Source organism: Rufibacter sp. JT3400010 (genome assembly GCF_054956755.1).
Map to the genome: position 1 here is coordinate 195,750 of NZ_JBUDXA010000001.1, position 15,704 is coordinate 211,453.

14 protein-coding genes are annotated in these 15,704 nt (G+C 45.4%); 8 read left to right on the top strand and 6 right to left on the bottom strand.

Translation table 11 applies throughout. From position 1 onward, the window contains the following. Positions 1-57: 57 nt before the first annotated feature. From ACY0JR_RS00795 to ACY0JR_RS00810, 4 genes are all read left to right on the top strand, one after another. The gene (locus tag ACY0JR_RS00795) at positions 58-315 is read left to right on the top strand and encodes a hypothetical protein (protein WP_462631885.1); all 258 of its coding nucleotides are present in this window, start codon (positions 58-60) and stop codon (positions 313-315) included. Between the two features lie 70 nt (positions 316-385). Continuing rightward, complete coding sequence (gyrA, locus tag ACY0JR_RS00800; protein ID WP_462631886.1) at positions 386-3,025, top strand: DNA gyrase subunit A; 2,640 nt, start codon at positions 386-388, stop codon at positions 3,023-3,025. Positions 3,026-3,092: 67 nt separating this feature from the next. Further along, on the top strand, positions 3,093-4,244 hold the full coding sequence (locus ACY0JR_RS00805) for a tetratricopeptide repeat protein (protein WP_462631887.1): 1,152 nt from the start codon (positions 3,093-3,095) through the stop codon (positions 4,242-4,244). 321 nt (positions 4,245-4,565) lie between these two features. Further along, on the top strand, positions 4,566-5,126 hold the full coding sequence (locus ACY0JR_RS00810) for a DUF4136 domain-containing protein (RefSeq protein WP_462631888.1): 561 nt from the start codon (positions 4,566-4,568) through the stop codon (positions 5,124-5,126). A 116-nt stretch (positions 5,127-5,242) separates the two neighbouring features. Here the strand turns inward: ACY0JR_RS00810 and ACY0JR_RS00815 are convergent, their stop codons facing one another. Continuing rightward, positions 5,243-5,623, bottom strand: a complete 381-nt coding sequence (locus tag ACY0JR_RS00815) for a hypothetical protein (RefSeq protein WP_462631889.1) — start codon at positions 5,621-5,623, stop codon at positions 5,243-5,245. 427 nt (positions 5,624-6,050) lie between these two features. Between ACY0JR_RS00815 and ACY0JR_RS00820 the strand changes: the two genes are divergently transcribed. Continuing rightward, positions 6,051-6,452, top strand: coding sequence for a GlcG/HbpS family heme-binding protein (locus ACY0JR_RS00820; RefSeq protein WP_462631890.1), 402 nt, complete (start codon positions 6,051-6,053; stop codon positions 6,450-6,452). Positions 6,453-6,613: 161 nt separating this feature from the next. Here ACY0JR_RS00820 and ACY0JR_RS00825 read toward each other — a convergent pair whose 3' ends face one another. The 3 genes from ACY0JR_RS00825 to ACY0JR_RS00835 all read right to left on the bottom strand — a co-directional run bounded on the left by ACY0JR_RS00825 (position 6,614) and on the right by ACY0JR_RS00835 (position 10,432). Beyond that, on the bottom strand, positions 6,614-7,921 hold the full coding sequence (locus ACY0JR_RS00825; RefSeq protein WP_462631891.1) for a C2 family cysteine protease: 1,308 nt from the start codon (positions 7,919-7,921) through the stop codon (positions 6,614-6,616). Positions 7,922-8,590: 669 nt separating this feature from the next. Beyond that, a complete protein-coding gene (locus ACY0JR_RS00830; RefSeq protein ID WP_462631892.1) occupies positions 8,591-9,022 on the bottom strand; it encodes a hypothetical protein in 432 nt (143 codons plus the stop codon). 93 nt (positions 9,023-9,115) lie between these two features. Next, positions 9,116-10,432, bottom strand: a complete 1,317-nt coding sequence (locus ACY0JR_RS00835; protein ID WP_462631893.1) for a sensor histidine kinase — start codon at positions 10,430-10,432, stop codon at positions 9,116-9,118. 408 nt (positions 10,433-10,840) lie between these two features. Here ACY0JR_RS00835 and ACY0JR_RS00840 point away from each other — a divergent pair, with 408 nt between their 5' ends. Together ACY0JR_RS00840 and ACY0JR_RS00845 are read left to right on the top strand one after the other, a co-directional pair. Further along, positions 10,841-11,881: a nucleoid-associated protein gene (locus ACY0JR_RS00840; protein ID WP_462631894.1), complete on the top strand. Its 1,041-nt coding sequence runs from the start codon at positions 10,841-10,843 to the stop codon at positions 11,879-11,881. Positions 11,882-12,022: 141 nt separating this feature from the next. Further along, complete coding sequence (locus tag ACY0JR_RS00845; RefSeq protein WP_462631895.1) at positions 12,023-12,952, top strand: D-2-hydroxyacid dehydrogenase; 930 nt, start codon at positions 12,023-12,025, stop codon at positions 12,950-12,952. 108 nt (positions 12,953-13,060) lie between these two features. Here ACY0JR_RS00845 and ACY0JR_RS00850 read toward each other — a convergent pair whose 3' ends face one another. Next, positions 13,061-13,465 (bottom strand): phage holin family protein, encoded by a 405-nt coding sequence (locus ACY0JR_RS00850; protein ID WP_462631896.1) that lies wholly within the window; start codon positions 13,463-13,465, stop codon positions 13,061-13,063. Between the two features lie 93 nt (positions 13,466-13,558). Further along, on the bottom strand, positions 13,559-14,260 hold the full coding sequence (locus ACY0JR_RS00855) for an N-formylglutamate amidohydrolase (RefSeq protein WP_462631897.1): 702 nt from the start codon (positions 14,258-14,260) through the stop codon (positions 13,559-13,561). 638 nt (positions 14,261-14,898) lie between these two features. Here ACY0JR_RS00855 and ACY0JR_RS00860 point away from each other — a divergent pair. Further along, entirely contained in the window at positions 14,899-15,621 is a 723-nt protein-coding gene (locus ACY0JR_RS00860) for a LytR/AlgR family response regulator transcription factor (RefSeq protein WP_462631898.1), read from the top strand. Positions 15,622-15,704 lie beyond the last annotated feature (83 nt).

Consider the following 15,704-nt stretch of genomic DNA (forward strand, 5'->3'; position numbering starts at 1 on the left):
TGCTTTTAGATAACAACATCTATTTTGTGTTGGATAAAAAAATGACATTTTTACGCCATGATGGATTATATAAAAAGAAGTACCTTCTCTGGTTTAATGCTTTTAATGGTGGGTTTTTCCTTTTCCTGCCGACCTGCTTGCCCCATTAGCTCCTGCCAAACCCGTATGGTACACCGCCACGGCGAAGGCGAGTATAGAGGCATGCCCTGGTATAAAAAACAGAATCCCAGAATAGGGGAGAAACTACAAAAGCCCTCTAAAGAAATGCAGCAGCAGATGGAGGGAAAGAGTAGCCGTAAGAAGGGCAAAAATTAGCAAATCACTATCTTTTTTCGTAAATTGCAGGCTTACAAATAGTACATTTTTTAAGCTCTATTGAAGTAAAATGGCAGAAAACGAGCGGATAATTCCCATCAACATAGAAGATGAAATGCGCGGGGCGTACATTGACTATTCAATGTCCGTTATCATTTCCCGGGCCCTTCCGGATGTGCGGGATGGTCTTAAACCAGTACACCGCCGCGTGTTGTATGGGATGTCTGAATTAGGAGTTTCCTATAACAAAGCATATAAAAAATCGGCTAGGATAGTAGGAGAGGTGCTGGGTAAATACCACCCGCACGGCGACTCCTCTGTTTATGACACCATGGTGCGCATGGCCCAGCCCTGGTCGCTCCGGTATCCGCTGGTAGACGGTCAGGGGAACTTCGGTTCCATTGACGGTGACTCACCGGCCGCCATGCGTTACACCGAGGCCCGCCTCAAGCGTATCGCCGATGAACTGCTGGCCGATCTGGAGAAAAACACCGTTGACTTTGTACCAAACTTTGACGACTCCCTCAAAGAACCCAGTGTTTTCCCGGCTAAATTCCCAAATCTGCTGGTAAACGGAACCTCTGGTATAGCGGTAGGCATGGCCACCAACATGGCCCCGCACAACCTGACGGAGGTAGTGAACGGAACCATCGCCTATATTGAAGACCCAGAGATTTCCATCGCTGACTTAATGAAGTACATCACCGCTCCGGATTTTCCTACGGGTGGTATCATCTTCGGATATGACGGCGTAAAAAATGCGTTTGAGACCGGTCGTGGTAGGGTAATTGTGCGGGCCAGAGCGGTTATTGAAACTAACAAGAACGGCAAAGACCAGATCATTGTCACCGAAATTCCTTACATGGTGAACAAAGCCGCCATGATTGAGAAAACGGCCGCGCTCATCAATGACAAGAAGATTGAAGGCATCTCTGACCTGCGCGATGAGTCTGACCGTGAAGGTCTGCGTATTGTGTATGATTTGAAACGTGATGCCGTTGCCAACGTGGTCTTGAACAACCTGTTCAAATACACCCAATTGCAATCTTCTTTCGGGGTGAACAACGTCGCATTGGTGGGCGGTCGCCCGATGACATTGAACCTGAAAGACTTGATCAAACACTTTGTGGAGCACCGTCATGAGGTGGTGATCCGCAGAACGCAGTTTGAACTGGAAGAAGCCCGCAAACGTGCGCACATTCTGGAAGGTTTATTGATCGCGCTTGACAATCTGGACGAAGTAATCAACCTCATCAGAGCTTCCAGAGACCCTGAAGTGGCCCGTACCGGTTTGATTGAGCGCTTCCAGTTGTCAGATATTCAGGCACGTGCCATTCTGGAGATGCGTCTGCAGCGGTTAACCGGCTTGGAGCGTGACAAGATCCAAAAGGAATACAATGAGTTGATGCAGCTCATAGATCACCTCATTAACGTTTTGGCCGACGAAGGCTTGCGCATGGAGATCATCAAGCAGGAACTGGTTGACATACGTGAACGCTACGGTGACGAGCGCCGCACGGCCATTGAAATGGTGTCCAGTGACATCTCCCTGGAAGACATGATTCCAGATGAGAACATGGTGATCACCATTTCGCATGAAGGCTATGTAAAAAGAACACCGCTCACCGAGTACCGCAGCCAAAGCAGAGGCGGGGTTGGTTCCAGAGGAGCCGCCACGTCTAAACAAGATGACTTCACTGAGCACTTGTTTATTGCCAGCACCCACAACTATCTGCTCATCTTCACAGAATCTGGAAAAGTTTTCTGGCTCAAAGTTTACGAAGTACCGGAAGGCGGAAAAACCACCAAAGGACGTGCTATTCAAAACCTGATCAATATAGAGAAGGAAGACAAAGTACGCGCCGTAATCAATGTGAGCGGCCTGAAGAATCCAGATTATGTCCTGAACAATTACCTGGTGTTCTGTACCGAGCAAGGAACGATCAAGAAAACACCGCTAGAGGCTTATTCAAGACCAAGACAAGCCGGTATCCAGGCCATTACCATCAATGAAGGTGACCGCTTACTGGATGTCCAGTTGACCAACGGGGCTAACGATATCATCATTGCATTGCGCTCTGGCAGAGCTGTTCGTTTCCCCGAGGAGAAAGTACGCACCATGGGTCGTACCGCCGCCGGGGTGCGCGGAATCACGCTGGCCGGAGAAGAGGACAAAGTAGTTGGTATGGTTTGTGTTCATAACCCAGACACCAATTTGCTGGTGGTTTCTGAAAAAGGCTTCGGAAAACGTTCTTCTCTGGAAGAGTACCGGATCACGAACCGCGGCGGTAAAGGGGTGAAAACCTTGAATGTAACCGAGAAAACAGGTCACTTGGTAGCCATTATGGGCGTGATTGACTCTGATGACATCATGATCATCAACAAGTCAGGCATTACCATCCGGTTACGGGTGGCAGACTTAAGAATCATTGGTCGGGTATCTCAAGGTGTAAGATTGATCAGACTGAACGAAGGCGACGAGATTTCATCGGTTGCGAAGATTGAGGTAGAAGACAAAGCAGAAGTTACCCTAAGTGAATCTGACTTGCCGGCTTCTGAAGTTCCGATTGATGAAGCATTGAACCCCGAGGACTTGATTGATCCGGTTATGGAAGATGATGTAGAAGAAGAGGAGGAGCTTAACGATGACGTGATTGATCCTGACACTTCAGATGACTTACTCGATCCGGATACCATCAGTGAGAACTAAGTTCATTAATTTTTAGTTAATAGATTGCACAATACAAACAACCAATAAACCAAACCTTAAGAACGCAATGAAAAAGTTTTTTTTAACAGCAGCAGCGGTGGTCTCCATGCAGGTGGCTTTTGCGCAAACTTCTGCCGTTACTTCTGCGATCATGTATCAGCAGAAAGGAACCTTAGATAAGGCGAAAGAAGAGATTGACAAAGCCGTTGTAAACGAGAAAACTGCTAATAACGCCAAAGCCTGGTATTACAAAGGCGTCATTTACCAAGATCTTGCTGGTCACCCGATATATGGTAAGTTGGTAGATCCGGCAGTGGCTTCTAAAGAAGCATATGAAGCTTATTCTAAAGTTCCTGCCTTGGAAGTTAAGAAAAAAGAGTTTACAGACGAAGCCAACAAGCGCAAGGAAGTTCTGGTGAACAACATGTACGCCTATGCGTTGAATGCTGGGGTAGAAAACTACAACAACAAGAAGTTTGACGAGGCAAAGAAAGCGTACCTGGAGGCTATCACGTACAAGCCGGAAGATACTACCGCCTACATTTATGCTGCCTACGCTGCCGCCGGGGCCGAAGACTATGCCGGAGCTAAGCAATTGTACACGCAATTGGTAGACAAGAACCTTGCTTCTAAAACGGTATACAACCAGTTACTTTACATTGCGAACAGCGTTGAGAAAAACGACAAAGAAGTCTTAGCGGTGCTAGAGAAAGCCCGTGCCAAATACCCAAATGACAAAACATTCATGTTGCAGGAACTGGATTTGTTCCTGAAATCTGGCCGGGAGCAAGAAAGCATCAGTAAACTGGATGCTGCTATCCAAGCAGACCCGAACAACGCGAACCTGTACACTGTTAGGGGTAACATTCTGGAAAGATTGAAGAAACCGGAAGAGGCATTGGCTGCCTACCAGAAAGCTGCTCAAATTGATCCAAACAACTTTGATGCACAGTTCAACCTAGGCGTGTATTACTTCAACAAAGGCGCAAACCTGAACAACAAAGCCAACAAAATGAGTCTGGCGGAGTATCAGAAAAGCGGGAAAGCTGTTCAAGCTGAGGCTAAAAAATTCTTCGCTCAAGCCCAGCCATACTTTGAAAACGCATTGAAAGCACAGCCTAAAGACCGTACCACAGTGCAATCTCTGCTGAAGGTATACACTGCCTTAGACAAAACCGCCGATGCTAAACGTATGGATACTTTGTTGCAGTCATTATAATCTCAGTCAACCGCATAAAAAAGGGGCTCTATAGGAGCCCCTTTTTTTATGCGGTTAATTACTAAGTAAGCAGACAATCTAACCAGTACATTTAGTCATTCTGGAAGGATATTGTGGGCGAACTGGGAAGGCACTTCTGAACCGCCATTACCTCGTACTTTCAGAAGGAAGGCTTTATTTGTTTTTAAACTTCGTTTACCTAGTGGAGTAGATAGAGGACGGAGCCTTGCTTAGGCACTATCTTGTGTAAGTACATCGTTTTTAAATAAACCAAATGTGTTTATATAAGTACAGTAGAACAAATCTAACTATTTGAAAAACATGGTGAAACATAGCATTTATTCTCTTTTCCTTCTGTTTATCATTTTTGTAACTGCGTGTAGTTCTATTAGAGTCGTAAACTCTGAGAAAGCCCCAGATTTCAACCTTACTAATTATCAAACCTTCGGTTTTGCAGAGGACAACGCAGCAACAGATACGTCAGAAATAAAAATCCCGGCAGAGCATATCGCTTCTTTGCAAAGAGAAGTAACCAAGCAACTGCAGCAACGGGGTTTGACCTACTCAGCCACTAATCCTGATTTGTTAGTCAATCTGGGCATTGTGGTGATGGAGAAAGCCCAAACCCGTCAGACCGATTTCAGAACTGATGCCCCTTATTACACCGGCCAGAGAAGATATACCTGGAAGAGTAGGGAAGTAGTAGTGGGCAGATACAAGGAAGGAACCATCTCGGTTCACTTAGTTGACCGGGCACAGAACAATCTGGTTTGGAGTGCTGAGGCAGAAGCCGTAGTGCCAAATAGAAGCGAAGAAGTGCAGGAAAGAATTACCGAAGGGGTGGAGAAGCTATTCAGTTCCTTGCCTGTTGTAAGTAAATGAAGCACTTCTTTCTAATCTGTAATCATCTCAAAAGCAAGCGCCTCTTAGTTATCTAAGAGGCGCTTGCTTTTGACAGAATGTCCGTCTGGGTTTTTGACCTTCTTTCCAGAAAGGGCCTAAGACTGGCTTAATGTTTTGATGAAGTCATCCAACATGTCCTTACTATACCCAATGCGTCTGGCGTAGTCTAAACAAAGGTTATACTCTGCTTTATCAACTCTACCGTCCTGCAACACCATCATTACCAAGGTCTGCAATTCCATCGTTTTTTGTAGTCCTTCTTCAGGAATGATAAAGGATAGCAAGGACAGGTTATCAGCAATAGGAGCGGTGTCTTCCTCCGTAAGGTTAAGTTTGCGGCCAATCTGTACCAGGAAATCGCTTTCCTGCTGATCTAAATAATTATCTGCAATCGCTACTAAAATCAGGTTCTGGAAGAAAGCCAGCTTTTTCTGCTTCGTATTCAGTAGTTCATCAAAGGATGTCTGTGTCGCCATAGTTTACTTAAATTAGTAATGTCACAACATGACTACCGATAAAACGGAACTAAGGTTGTGAAGCTGGGCTTGTGAACGACTAAAGTTTACTACAGACAAGTATTTCTTCAGATGACAAGTATTCTTCAGATGAATAGATACACTATAAATGAGGAATGCTTTTGAAGATTTATAGGCGAAGAACAAGTTTTAAATACATTACTTAACATAATATAAATTATAAGACTATAATATAGGTTAAAAAGGAAAGGGCTTATAGCTTATTATATGTTAAATAGAAAGAAAAACGGCACTCTAAGATAAGTAATTCCACTCGTGCAAATGGATTAAACATAGCAATGTTCATCGACTCATTTTTCCAACCTTTTCAGTCGTCGTAAGTATTCATAGATACATGGTCAACAAATACATCTACAAATATAAAGCAATGGGAATCACACTGGAACAAGCCAACAAGGCTATCGCTGCAGCTTTAGAGAAAGCGCAAAGTTTAAAACTGAAAATGAACATTGCTGTAGTAGACGCCGGCGCTAACCTTACGGCGTTCGCGCGTATGGACGGTGCCTGGTTGGGTTCCATTGACATTGCCATTCGTAAGGCTAGGACAGCTCGTTTTTTTGACATGCCTACGGGTGATTTAGGTCAGGCTTCGCAACCCGGCGGGTCTCTCTACAACATCGAACACTCTAACGGCGGACTGATCACCTTCCCTGGCGGTATCCCGATCAAAGGCAGTGACGGAGAAATCATTGGGGCTATTGGCGTTTCTGGCAGCACCGTTGAAAATGATCATGTAGTTGCTGAAGCAGGTATGCAGGCAATTAGCTAGATTGATGATGTAATAGAAAGGTAGTTGACTCTCTCCTATCCTAAACAGGTGAGTTTTTTATTATTGAAATATTTTAAGCAACTATTTACTAAAGGCTTCCTTAACGCAGGAAGTCTTTAGTAAATAGTTGCTTAAAGGTAAGTGATTGAAAATGGTAGCGCTTACCTTGCCACTCCTATACAGGCGAAGTAATATTTAAAGGAATTGGCCTCCAAGGCAAAAACCCCGTTGTTTCCTATGGTGTTGATGGGTCTCCAGAAACTGCTGTCAAAGAAGCTCAGAAGTCCTTGGTAAGTATTTACCCCAGCAGGCTCAGTCACACCCCATGGGTTTCGGAGCACTATGTATTGCTTGTTGTTGCTGAAAGCCCACCCTAGTATGGTATAGGCGTGGTTCCCCACGATGTTCGTGCCAGTGTAATCTCTCCCTGATCCGTACGTCCAGGCGGTCATGGGATGGACGGTTTTATAGCTCATTGAGTTCTCCCTCACAATTGAATACAGCTGGTCTCCGGTGCGGGAATCTGTGTTATAGTACAGCGGGGTTTTGTTGTTGAGCTGGGCCGTTGACTTTGCCGGATCTCCATAAGCCGTAGCTGTAATGTCTGGCTTGTCAGATTCGGTTTTGGTGATCCATTTCGCAAACGCCTTCTCGTAGACGGCTGGCCAGATCTCGCTGGCATCATTGCTACGGCAGTAGATTGGAGTTAAGTTATTGGTATTGACCAAGGTATTATCAGATACCTCCACCAGTTTGGAAGGTGCGTCCTTCCCTCCTCCTTTTGTGTAGAACTGGATGGCGTTCACCCTGTCAGCCTCACCCGTACCAGTGGCGCGCACTTTATGGGCAATGTTGTAAGGGTTCGCCCACGCCATGGCGGCAATCGCGGCAATGAAGTAGCAGTTACCAATGGCTCCCTGCACGGGGTCATTGTACTCTGTAACATCCTCAAAGAAATCACCGGTATCTCTCCAGACGCCGTTGGCTGGCGTCCATTCTGCGTTAGAGCCCACGTTGGCAAAGAGGATTTCCATCATAGGACGGCTCACCAATGATTTAGACAGCGTTCTGTCTAGCTGCGGTACCCGAATGTTCAGGTTCAAGTTACCCCGGCTGATACTTCCTGAGCGAATTTTCAGGGTGTCAAGGTCCTTCACTCCCATTTTACGGAGGTCCTCAATTGTCTTCACCGAAGATAAATCTGGGGTGGTCGCCTCGTTTACATCCCTTACCTTGATTTCGGACAGCTTCAGCGGCTCAGCCATGTTATTGCTGTTCAGTTTGAGTCCAGCGTAAAGCGGAGAGTTGAATTTCATGTCGAAGAGTTCGCTGTAATCCGTCTCTAGCGTGTCCTCCATTATCTTGATGGACTCGGGGGTAGTCCAATCAAATCTCCTTCCAGTCAGTGATTCGGTTAACGCATAAGGGTTAATTGCTCCAACACTCAGGTTTTTTGGTGCTTCATCCATAGTAGTATTGATTAGATTTGAGGAAAAGATTAAATAATTAAGTCTATATGTGGTATTGAATGCTAGAAGATGGAATAAGGGGCAATAGAATCACATTTCTCATCAAGCAATAAGTAATGCTAAGCTTGATGAGAAATATTTATCAGTAAAGAACATACTCAGGATGAGTAGGTTACAGCGATAGAGCAGTGATTTGGGTGGTAACTTAGATTTGCTGCAGGTGCAGGCATTGACATTCACCCTATTCTCACGCACACTGCGAGAAAGGTGAAACATAGTGTTCCGGTAGGAGATAAGAGTAGCAGCATGAAGTAAAAGGCTTGCATTACTTCTGCTGCCATGAGTAGGATTGCTGCTTTAAAAAATTAGCTTGCCATCGTGACTACCCTTGAAAAGCTAGATAATGGATTCTTAAAGAGGTGGATTTTGCTGAACATCAGACTGTCTAAAATGACAGATTAAACCTAAACTCTTCTTGGGAGGAGCGTACTAGGGCAGCGGGCGGAAAGGATTTGCACAGGTTTGATTTACCACACACCTGTAATCATGCTGTAAGTAGAAATACAAAGATAAATACTAAGCACTCTGATGTAAATACTTATAATTGGGTATTCTTACGGTCTAAAAGACAAATTTTCATTGCAGGTTATTAAGAAATACTACTTCAGTCTAGTAGATCTGTTCTCTGTATTTGTTGTATTCCGGCACAGTTAACTTGTAGCTGCTTTTTGATTTTTCGGGGTGCAGTTGTTCCAGCATGAATTGGTTTACTTGTTCGTATTCGGCCACAAAACTCCAGATAAACCCAAGCAGTAACCTTTCGTCGTCTTCCAGATGATTCAGAAAGATGTCCTTTACCTTACTGCTGTTCAGTTTTACCAGTCCGAGGAAGGCCGAACACCTTACCCCGGCGTTCTCGTTATCGGTCATCGCGATTAAGGTCTGTTCAGATAATCTCTTGACGAGCTTCTTCCCTTTTCCTGGGTCTTGGTCAGGCAACTGATGCGTTAGGATTTCCTTTGGTGCTAGTGTTTCCTGCTCCAGATTAGAAGGCTCTAGCTGGGGGTATACAAGCAGAGAAAGCAGTAAAAGTGTTTTCATCTAAACTAAAAGATATGGCCAAGAGCCTTAACTAATCTGTATTGACGTATTTATGAATTCAACTATCCTCTGTTCACCTACCGCAGGTCTGCCTTAAACCCACACTTCTTTTTCTTTCTGAACCGGAATACGGATGATGAATTCGGCAAACTCTCCTTCCTGGGTGTTGATAGCAAGCGTGCCGCCGTGCCCTTTGGAGATGATGTCATGGCTCAGCGATAAGCCCAGTCCGGTACCCTGACCCGTAGGTTTGGTGGTGAAAAACGGCTGCAGAATCTTGTTCCGGATGGTGTCAGAAATGCCCAGGCCATTGTCCTTCACCCTTATTTCCACGTCTTCGCCCATGAGCTTTGTAGAGACAGTGACCTGTGGTTTGAAGTCTGCGCTTGGGGCAAGTTGCTGCTTTTGCTGCACAGAGTAGAAGGCATTGTTGAACAGGTTCAGCAGCACCCGGCCCAAATCCTGCGGAATAACGGCAATTTTCTGTAAAGCAGGTTCAAAATGGGTCTCCAGGGTAGCATTGAAGGTTTTGTCTTTGGCCCTGAGGCCATGGTAGCTCAGACGCAGGTATTCGTCGGCCAGCGCATTGATGTCGGTGAGCTCTTTTTGGCCGTTGTTTACTCTGGAATGTTGGAGCATCCCTTTCACAATGGAATCGGCGCGTTTGCCGTGATGGGTTATCTTTTGCAGGTTTTCGCGTACGTCGCGGGCTATGGCGAGCGCTTCTTCCGTGTCCCCTCTTCTCAGTTCTTCCTCCAGTTCTTCCAGCAACTCAGCGCTTACCTCAGAAAAGTTGTTCACGAAGTTGAGCGGGTTCTGAATTTCGTGCGCAATACCGGCGGTGAGTTCCCCCAAAGAAGCCAGTTTTTCCTGCTGAATCAGTTGCGCCTGCGTGGCCTTTAATTCCTTTACGGTTTGCTGCAGTTCCTCTTTTTGCATGGTCAGCTCGGCCGTGCGGGAAGCCACAATTACCTCCAACTCGGTTTTCTTGAGGGAGATGAATTTCTTCTGTTCTTCTTCAAACAAGGTACGTTGACGCTCTTTCTCCAGTTCTTTCTGTGCTTTGTTGTTGTTGGCCCACACCGCAATGAAATAGATGAACGACCCCACCATGGCCATGTCTGCGTAATCATTCCAGGTACGGTAGAAGTCTGGCGCTATTAGTTGCAACGTGCTGGTAATCAGAATCAACGCTACATACGGATATAAGGCTTGCAGCAAAGGTCGGGCTGCTTTGAACTCTGGATTTCGATGGAGGTAGAAAACAAGCACTAGTAAAAACAGCCCGGAACCCAGATCGGCGATTTCTCCCGGAATGAGGCTGCTCACGGCTATGAAAATCCCGACGGTCGCCCAACTGGCCCCATTGAAGATTGCCTCCCATTTACCTGACAGAGGTGTTTTTAACACGAATTGCCGTAAATGCCTTAATAGCAGGAAAGCAGTCAGAAAGGAGAAGACGTACATGAGAAGACGTGACTTGGTTCAGAACTAAAGATAATGTTTAATGGCATTGCTTTGTAGCTTAAGCGAAATTTATGGCCCTGCATGTATCATCGTTTAGAATGTAAGTATTCTCTTAACTCGCTTAATTTCAAAACACTTATTGCAGCTTTATTCTACTTTGACTTTATATCAAGCAGATTTTCTGCAAAGATATTTCGGCATCGTTTTACAGGCTTTTTCCAGAAATTGGCCTCAAAACGAAGCGGTAAATTGCCCTGATTTTTGCTAATATAGACCAACTGGGTGGCAGAGTTTCCGTATTTTTGAGGTTTCCAAGATTCTCAAGACGTACCAACCAGCGCTATTCAGCCCATGAAATTTGACACCGCCTCGCTTACCAATCTTTCCATCCACCACGTGGGCAACAAAGGGCTGGAACAGAAATTAACCTTGTCTGAAAACCCCTTCGACTTTGGGGACAGCCTCACCGAAAAGCTGGAGAAGTTCTTCCTCGGGAAGTTTGCCCAAGCGCACGAACGGTTCAAGTTCAGCCATCCGTCTTCGCTGCAATTCAATGAAGTCTACAGCTACGCCGAAAACATTTTCGCTGACAAGGAGAGCTTCCATGAGAACTCCAGGAACATAGCGCGGCATCTGTTTGAGAACACCACCCACCCCAAAATTAAGCCCGGTGAGTTGTACGTGGCCCATTTCATTAACTGCGAGATTGAAGAGCGCGTGGTGGAAGCCGTGGGTATTTTCAAAACCGAGGTCAAAAACGGCTATTTTGACGTGAGCCGCAAGAACCGTGATTTCACCATTTCTTACCTGGAAGGCATTGACAGCAACAAATTTGACAAAGGCTGCATCATCTTCAACACCAAACCTGAGGAAGGTTTTCTGGTGGCCATCATGGATAACCAGAACCGGGGAGAGGAAGCCAAATACTGGAGCGAAAATTTCCTGGGCCTCACACAGATTAACAATGAGTTCCACCAGACCAACCACCTGCTCAACCTTACCAAAGAGTTTATTTCTGAGCGCATGTCTGAGGAGTTTGAGGTGGAGAAAACCGACCAGATTGTGCTGCTGAACCGTTCTGTAGAGTACTTCAACAAGCACGAAACCTTTGACAAAGAAGAATTTGAGACAGAGGTGTTCGGCCAGCCTGATCTGATTGAGTCTTTCCGCAATTATGACACCGAATATCGCCAGAACTACGACATTGAACTGGAAGACAGTTTTGACATTTCGCCGCAGGCCGTCAAGAAACAAGCCCGGGTATTTAAAAGTGTGTTGAAGTTAGATAAGAACTTTCACGTATACATTCACGGAAACAAAGACATGATTGAGAAAGGTGTAGACGAAGACGGGCGCAAATACTACAAACTCTACTTTGAGGATGAAGAATAACCCCTTTTACCGCCGTTTTTCCTTAAAAGGGATATAAACGACGCTTCTCACTTTCTGCTTAGTTTCTATTAAACATAATGATGAAATGATGCTTCTTGAAGAACTGTCTTTCATTTCTTTTTCAGCTTTACCCCCACTAAAATGAATCTGTTTGTTTACGCAGAACTTGACCAGGCACAACAACGCTATTTAGAGACTAGACTTCCCTCGGGCATTTCGGCTTACTTCGCTCAAACCAATGAGGAGGAAAACCGAGCCGCTTTCACCCAAGCCGATGTTATTTTCGGGAACCCTCCCTCCCATTGGTTTGCCCAGGGAAACTTGACAGTAAAGTTCTGGCAATTAGATTCTGCGGGCTTTAACCAGTACCAAGCGCTTCAGGTAGAAGCCACAGTGGCCAACATGGGTGACTTCTTTGCCGAAGCCTGCGCCGAAACCATGGTAAGTGGAATCCTGGCCTTCTACAGGGGCATCCCAACTCTCCTGAGACTGCAACAGGAGAAGAATTGGCAAGGGAAAAAGGTACGTTTTACGCTGGAGTTGCTGGGCCAGAAATCAGCCATTATTCTGGGAGCTGGTACTATTGCCAAAGCCATCAAACGAATGCTGGAGGCATTTGGCACCCGCGTGGTTATGACTGCCCGCCAGAATCCGGCGGCCCAGATCCACTCCAGAGAAGAGCTTTTCCGGCATCTGCCCCAGACAGACATCGTGATCAATACACTTCCGGGCAATCTGGATAAATATGTCTCCGAGGATTTCCTCTTGAAAATGAAAAAAGGCAGCATTTACGCCAACGTTGGTCGGGGCAATACAACTGATGAAGACGCTTTGATCGCAGCTTTGCAAAACGGGCACTTGGCCGGAGCCGTGCTGGATGTTACCCAGCAAGAACCCTTGCAGCAGGAAAGTCTGCTCTGGAGCATGGACAACGTGATCCTGACGCAGCATACCGGCGGCGGTCAGGCCCGGGAGAATGAAGGTAAGATTGACCGGTTCTTGTCTAATCTTCTGTCATTCTTAGCCGGGCAAGAGTTAGCTGACAAAATCAATCTTACGCAGGGTTATTGAGGATTGACCTTGCTTACTACACTTCTTTGCGCTGACACAAAAGTGAGGAAAATAAAAACGCCAGCTTCTTAGAAAGAAGCTGGCGTTTTTTAATGTCATTAAGGTGAATTAACTGATAAACGGTTGGCCCGAAGAAGAAACCAGAGATGCTTGCTGGTATTCTGCCCTGTCATATTCCTCATCGTTGCGTTCCAGTAAGGTACTGGCTATGGCCAAAGCAATTGCAATGACCAATGCTGGCCAGAAACCCCGCACCTCAAAGTTTCTTAGCATCTTATCTACCAGCTTAATGATGATGGCAGTCACTACCAATTTGACCACAAACTGCAGGAAGAACAAGGTGACCAAGTTCAGCGGGAACCGCAACAGCAGCCCCAAGGTAGCATTCAGAATACCTACCAAAAAGGCAACCCACAAGGCGGTCCAGAAACTCTTGATGTGTACTTGGGGCATAATGTAGGCGAGCAACATCAGGACCCCGGCGCTTACGAGAAGGTTAATTAAAAAATCCATGCTTTTTCATAGTTTAGGTAGAACAGTCATTTGTAAAACCAACACATTTTACCGTCTTGGTTCTGCACATATACTCTAAAAGAAGAAAAGAAGTTAAAGCGCCAGGGTAAATGTTTGGAGAAGATACGTTTGTAACTCCTTCCATTCCTCCGTGCCCTCCTCTGGATACCGCTGATTTACATTGAGTTCTAAGCCGGCATACTGTACGTTTGAGAAGTTTCTGCGCAGTTGCGTGATAAAACCATCTGAGGTACCCTTGTACGGATAATTGTACCTTATATTGATTTTGGGCAGCACCAAATGCAGTTGCTGCCGCCAACGGGCGGCGAAGAATTGTTCCCGCTCCCGTTTGGGGTCATATAACAACCCGATGTCCGCTTTGCGCACTTTGCCATTCAGTTCTAGCGGGAAGCTGTGAAGGGACACGTGCAGTACTGAAAACCCTTGTTCTACCCACCCACTCACCTGATTTTCTATCTTTTGTCGGTATGGATAGTAATACTCAGACAATACCTTTTCTGCCTGCGCGGTAGAAATGGGCAGCATAAACTCAGAAAACAATTTAGGATGTTGTAAAGATCTATTCAACTCTACCACTAACCGGCTGGTGGTACTGACCACAGAGAAGTCGGCCTGTTCTGAGAACTTGTTATACAACTCCAATGCCCCTTTGTCATATCCTCTATGGGAAGAGAGCACCCGCCGGGCCTTTTTGAACGCAGCAGCGTATTCGGGTGGTACTTTATTTCCGCCATGTTCACAGCTAACTAACACTTTCAAGCGTTCGTCTTTCATGGCACACCAAGTTTAGAGCAGACATTGAGGTTAACGTTTTTTGTATACGTCTTTTGCGGGTTCTAAGGAACAGGTCTGCCCCTATTATTTGCATTCATTTATAAGAAATAAGTACTTGTAAATAAATAATTTACAAACTTCAAGATTGTGAAAGGAAAGAGGTAATAAGGGCGTTTTTTGTAGCGCTAGAATTAATACGATTGACTCTCAAAAATTACTGTTCGCGACAATAATTTAGATTATCTGAAGTCGGAAGCACACGACTCGCGCACCAGCGACTTTGTTCCGTTTCTTTGACATTTAGAGAAAGAGTTTAAGTATTTTGCCAACACGTTCTACCCAATCGTTTCAAACTCCATTATTCCTAGTGCGTAAACCTGAATGCAGGCTATTTAAGAACGTCTTCGTTTTCATGAATAAGTGTTTGTACGAAATTAATTCTCGTATTTTATAAGTATTAATAACTTCTTTGGCATTATGCTTCTGAAATATTGCAATTTGCTCCTACATAACTATTTCTAGTTTTGTCATTGTGTACTTCTTTCTTACTTTTAGAATATAGTAAGAGCAGGATGCCCCTTTAGCAGTTGCCTCTTACAGAGGAAAGTACCATTGCGTTAACTCTCAACTAGAAAGTTTTGAAAAAGGATACCCCCTTCCGTGCCGTAATCATTGATGACGACGAGCTTAGCCGCATGATTCTGGAGCGTCACATCCAAGCTACCCCTAGCCTTGAACTGGTGAAAGCCTTCGGCTCCAGCGTGGAAGGTTTGGCCTGGCTCCTGAAGAACGATGGTGTAGACATTCTTTTCCTGGATGTGGAAATGCCTGAAATGAGTGGTATGGAATTGCTGAAGACGCTGCCCCATAAACCGCAAACCGTTCTCATTACGTCCCATAAAGATTTCGCCTTACAGGCCTTTGAGCTGCAGGTAGCCGATTACCTGCTAAAGCCCGTTGATTTCACCCGCTTCACGCAAGCCGTGCTCAACGTCTCCAAAAAGCTGGAAGCCCACACGGCGGCCCCTGCACCTGTTGCTGCTGCTTCGCCAGATGAGCTGTTTGTGAAAGTAGACAACAAGATGATCAAGCTGAACCTCCAAAACGTCTACTTTATAGAGGCCCGCGGCGATTATGTGGTCATCAACACAGATACCAAAAAGCACATTGTGTACACCACCATGAGCGCCATTGACCAGAAACTGCCCCAGGATTCGTTTTTGCGCATTCACCGGTCTTTCATCATCAACCTCAAGAAAATTGATTTGATTGAGAACGATTCCATTCTGATGCAGGATAAATACATTCCCATTGGTGGTTCCTATCAAACGAAGTTCTACAGCCGCATCAATAAACTCTAGAACCTTTTTATAGCAAAATGCTCCTTTAAGGCTCTTTTTCAGAAAAGAGCCTTAAAGGAGCATTTTCAATTTAGCATTATTGG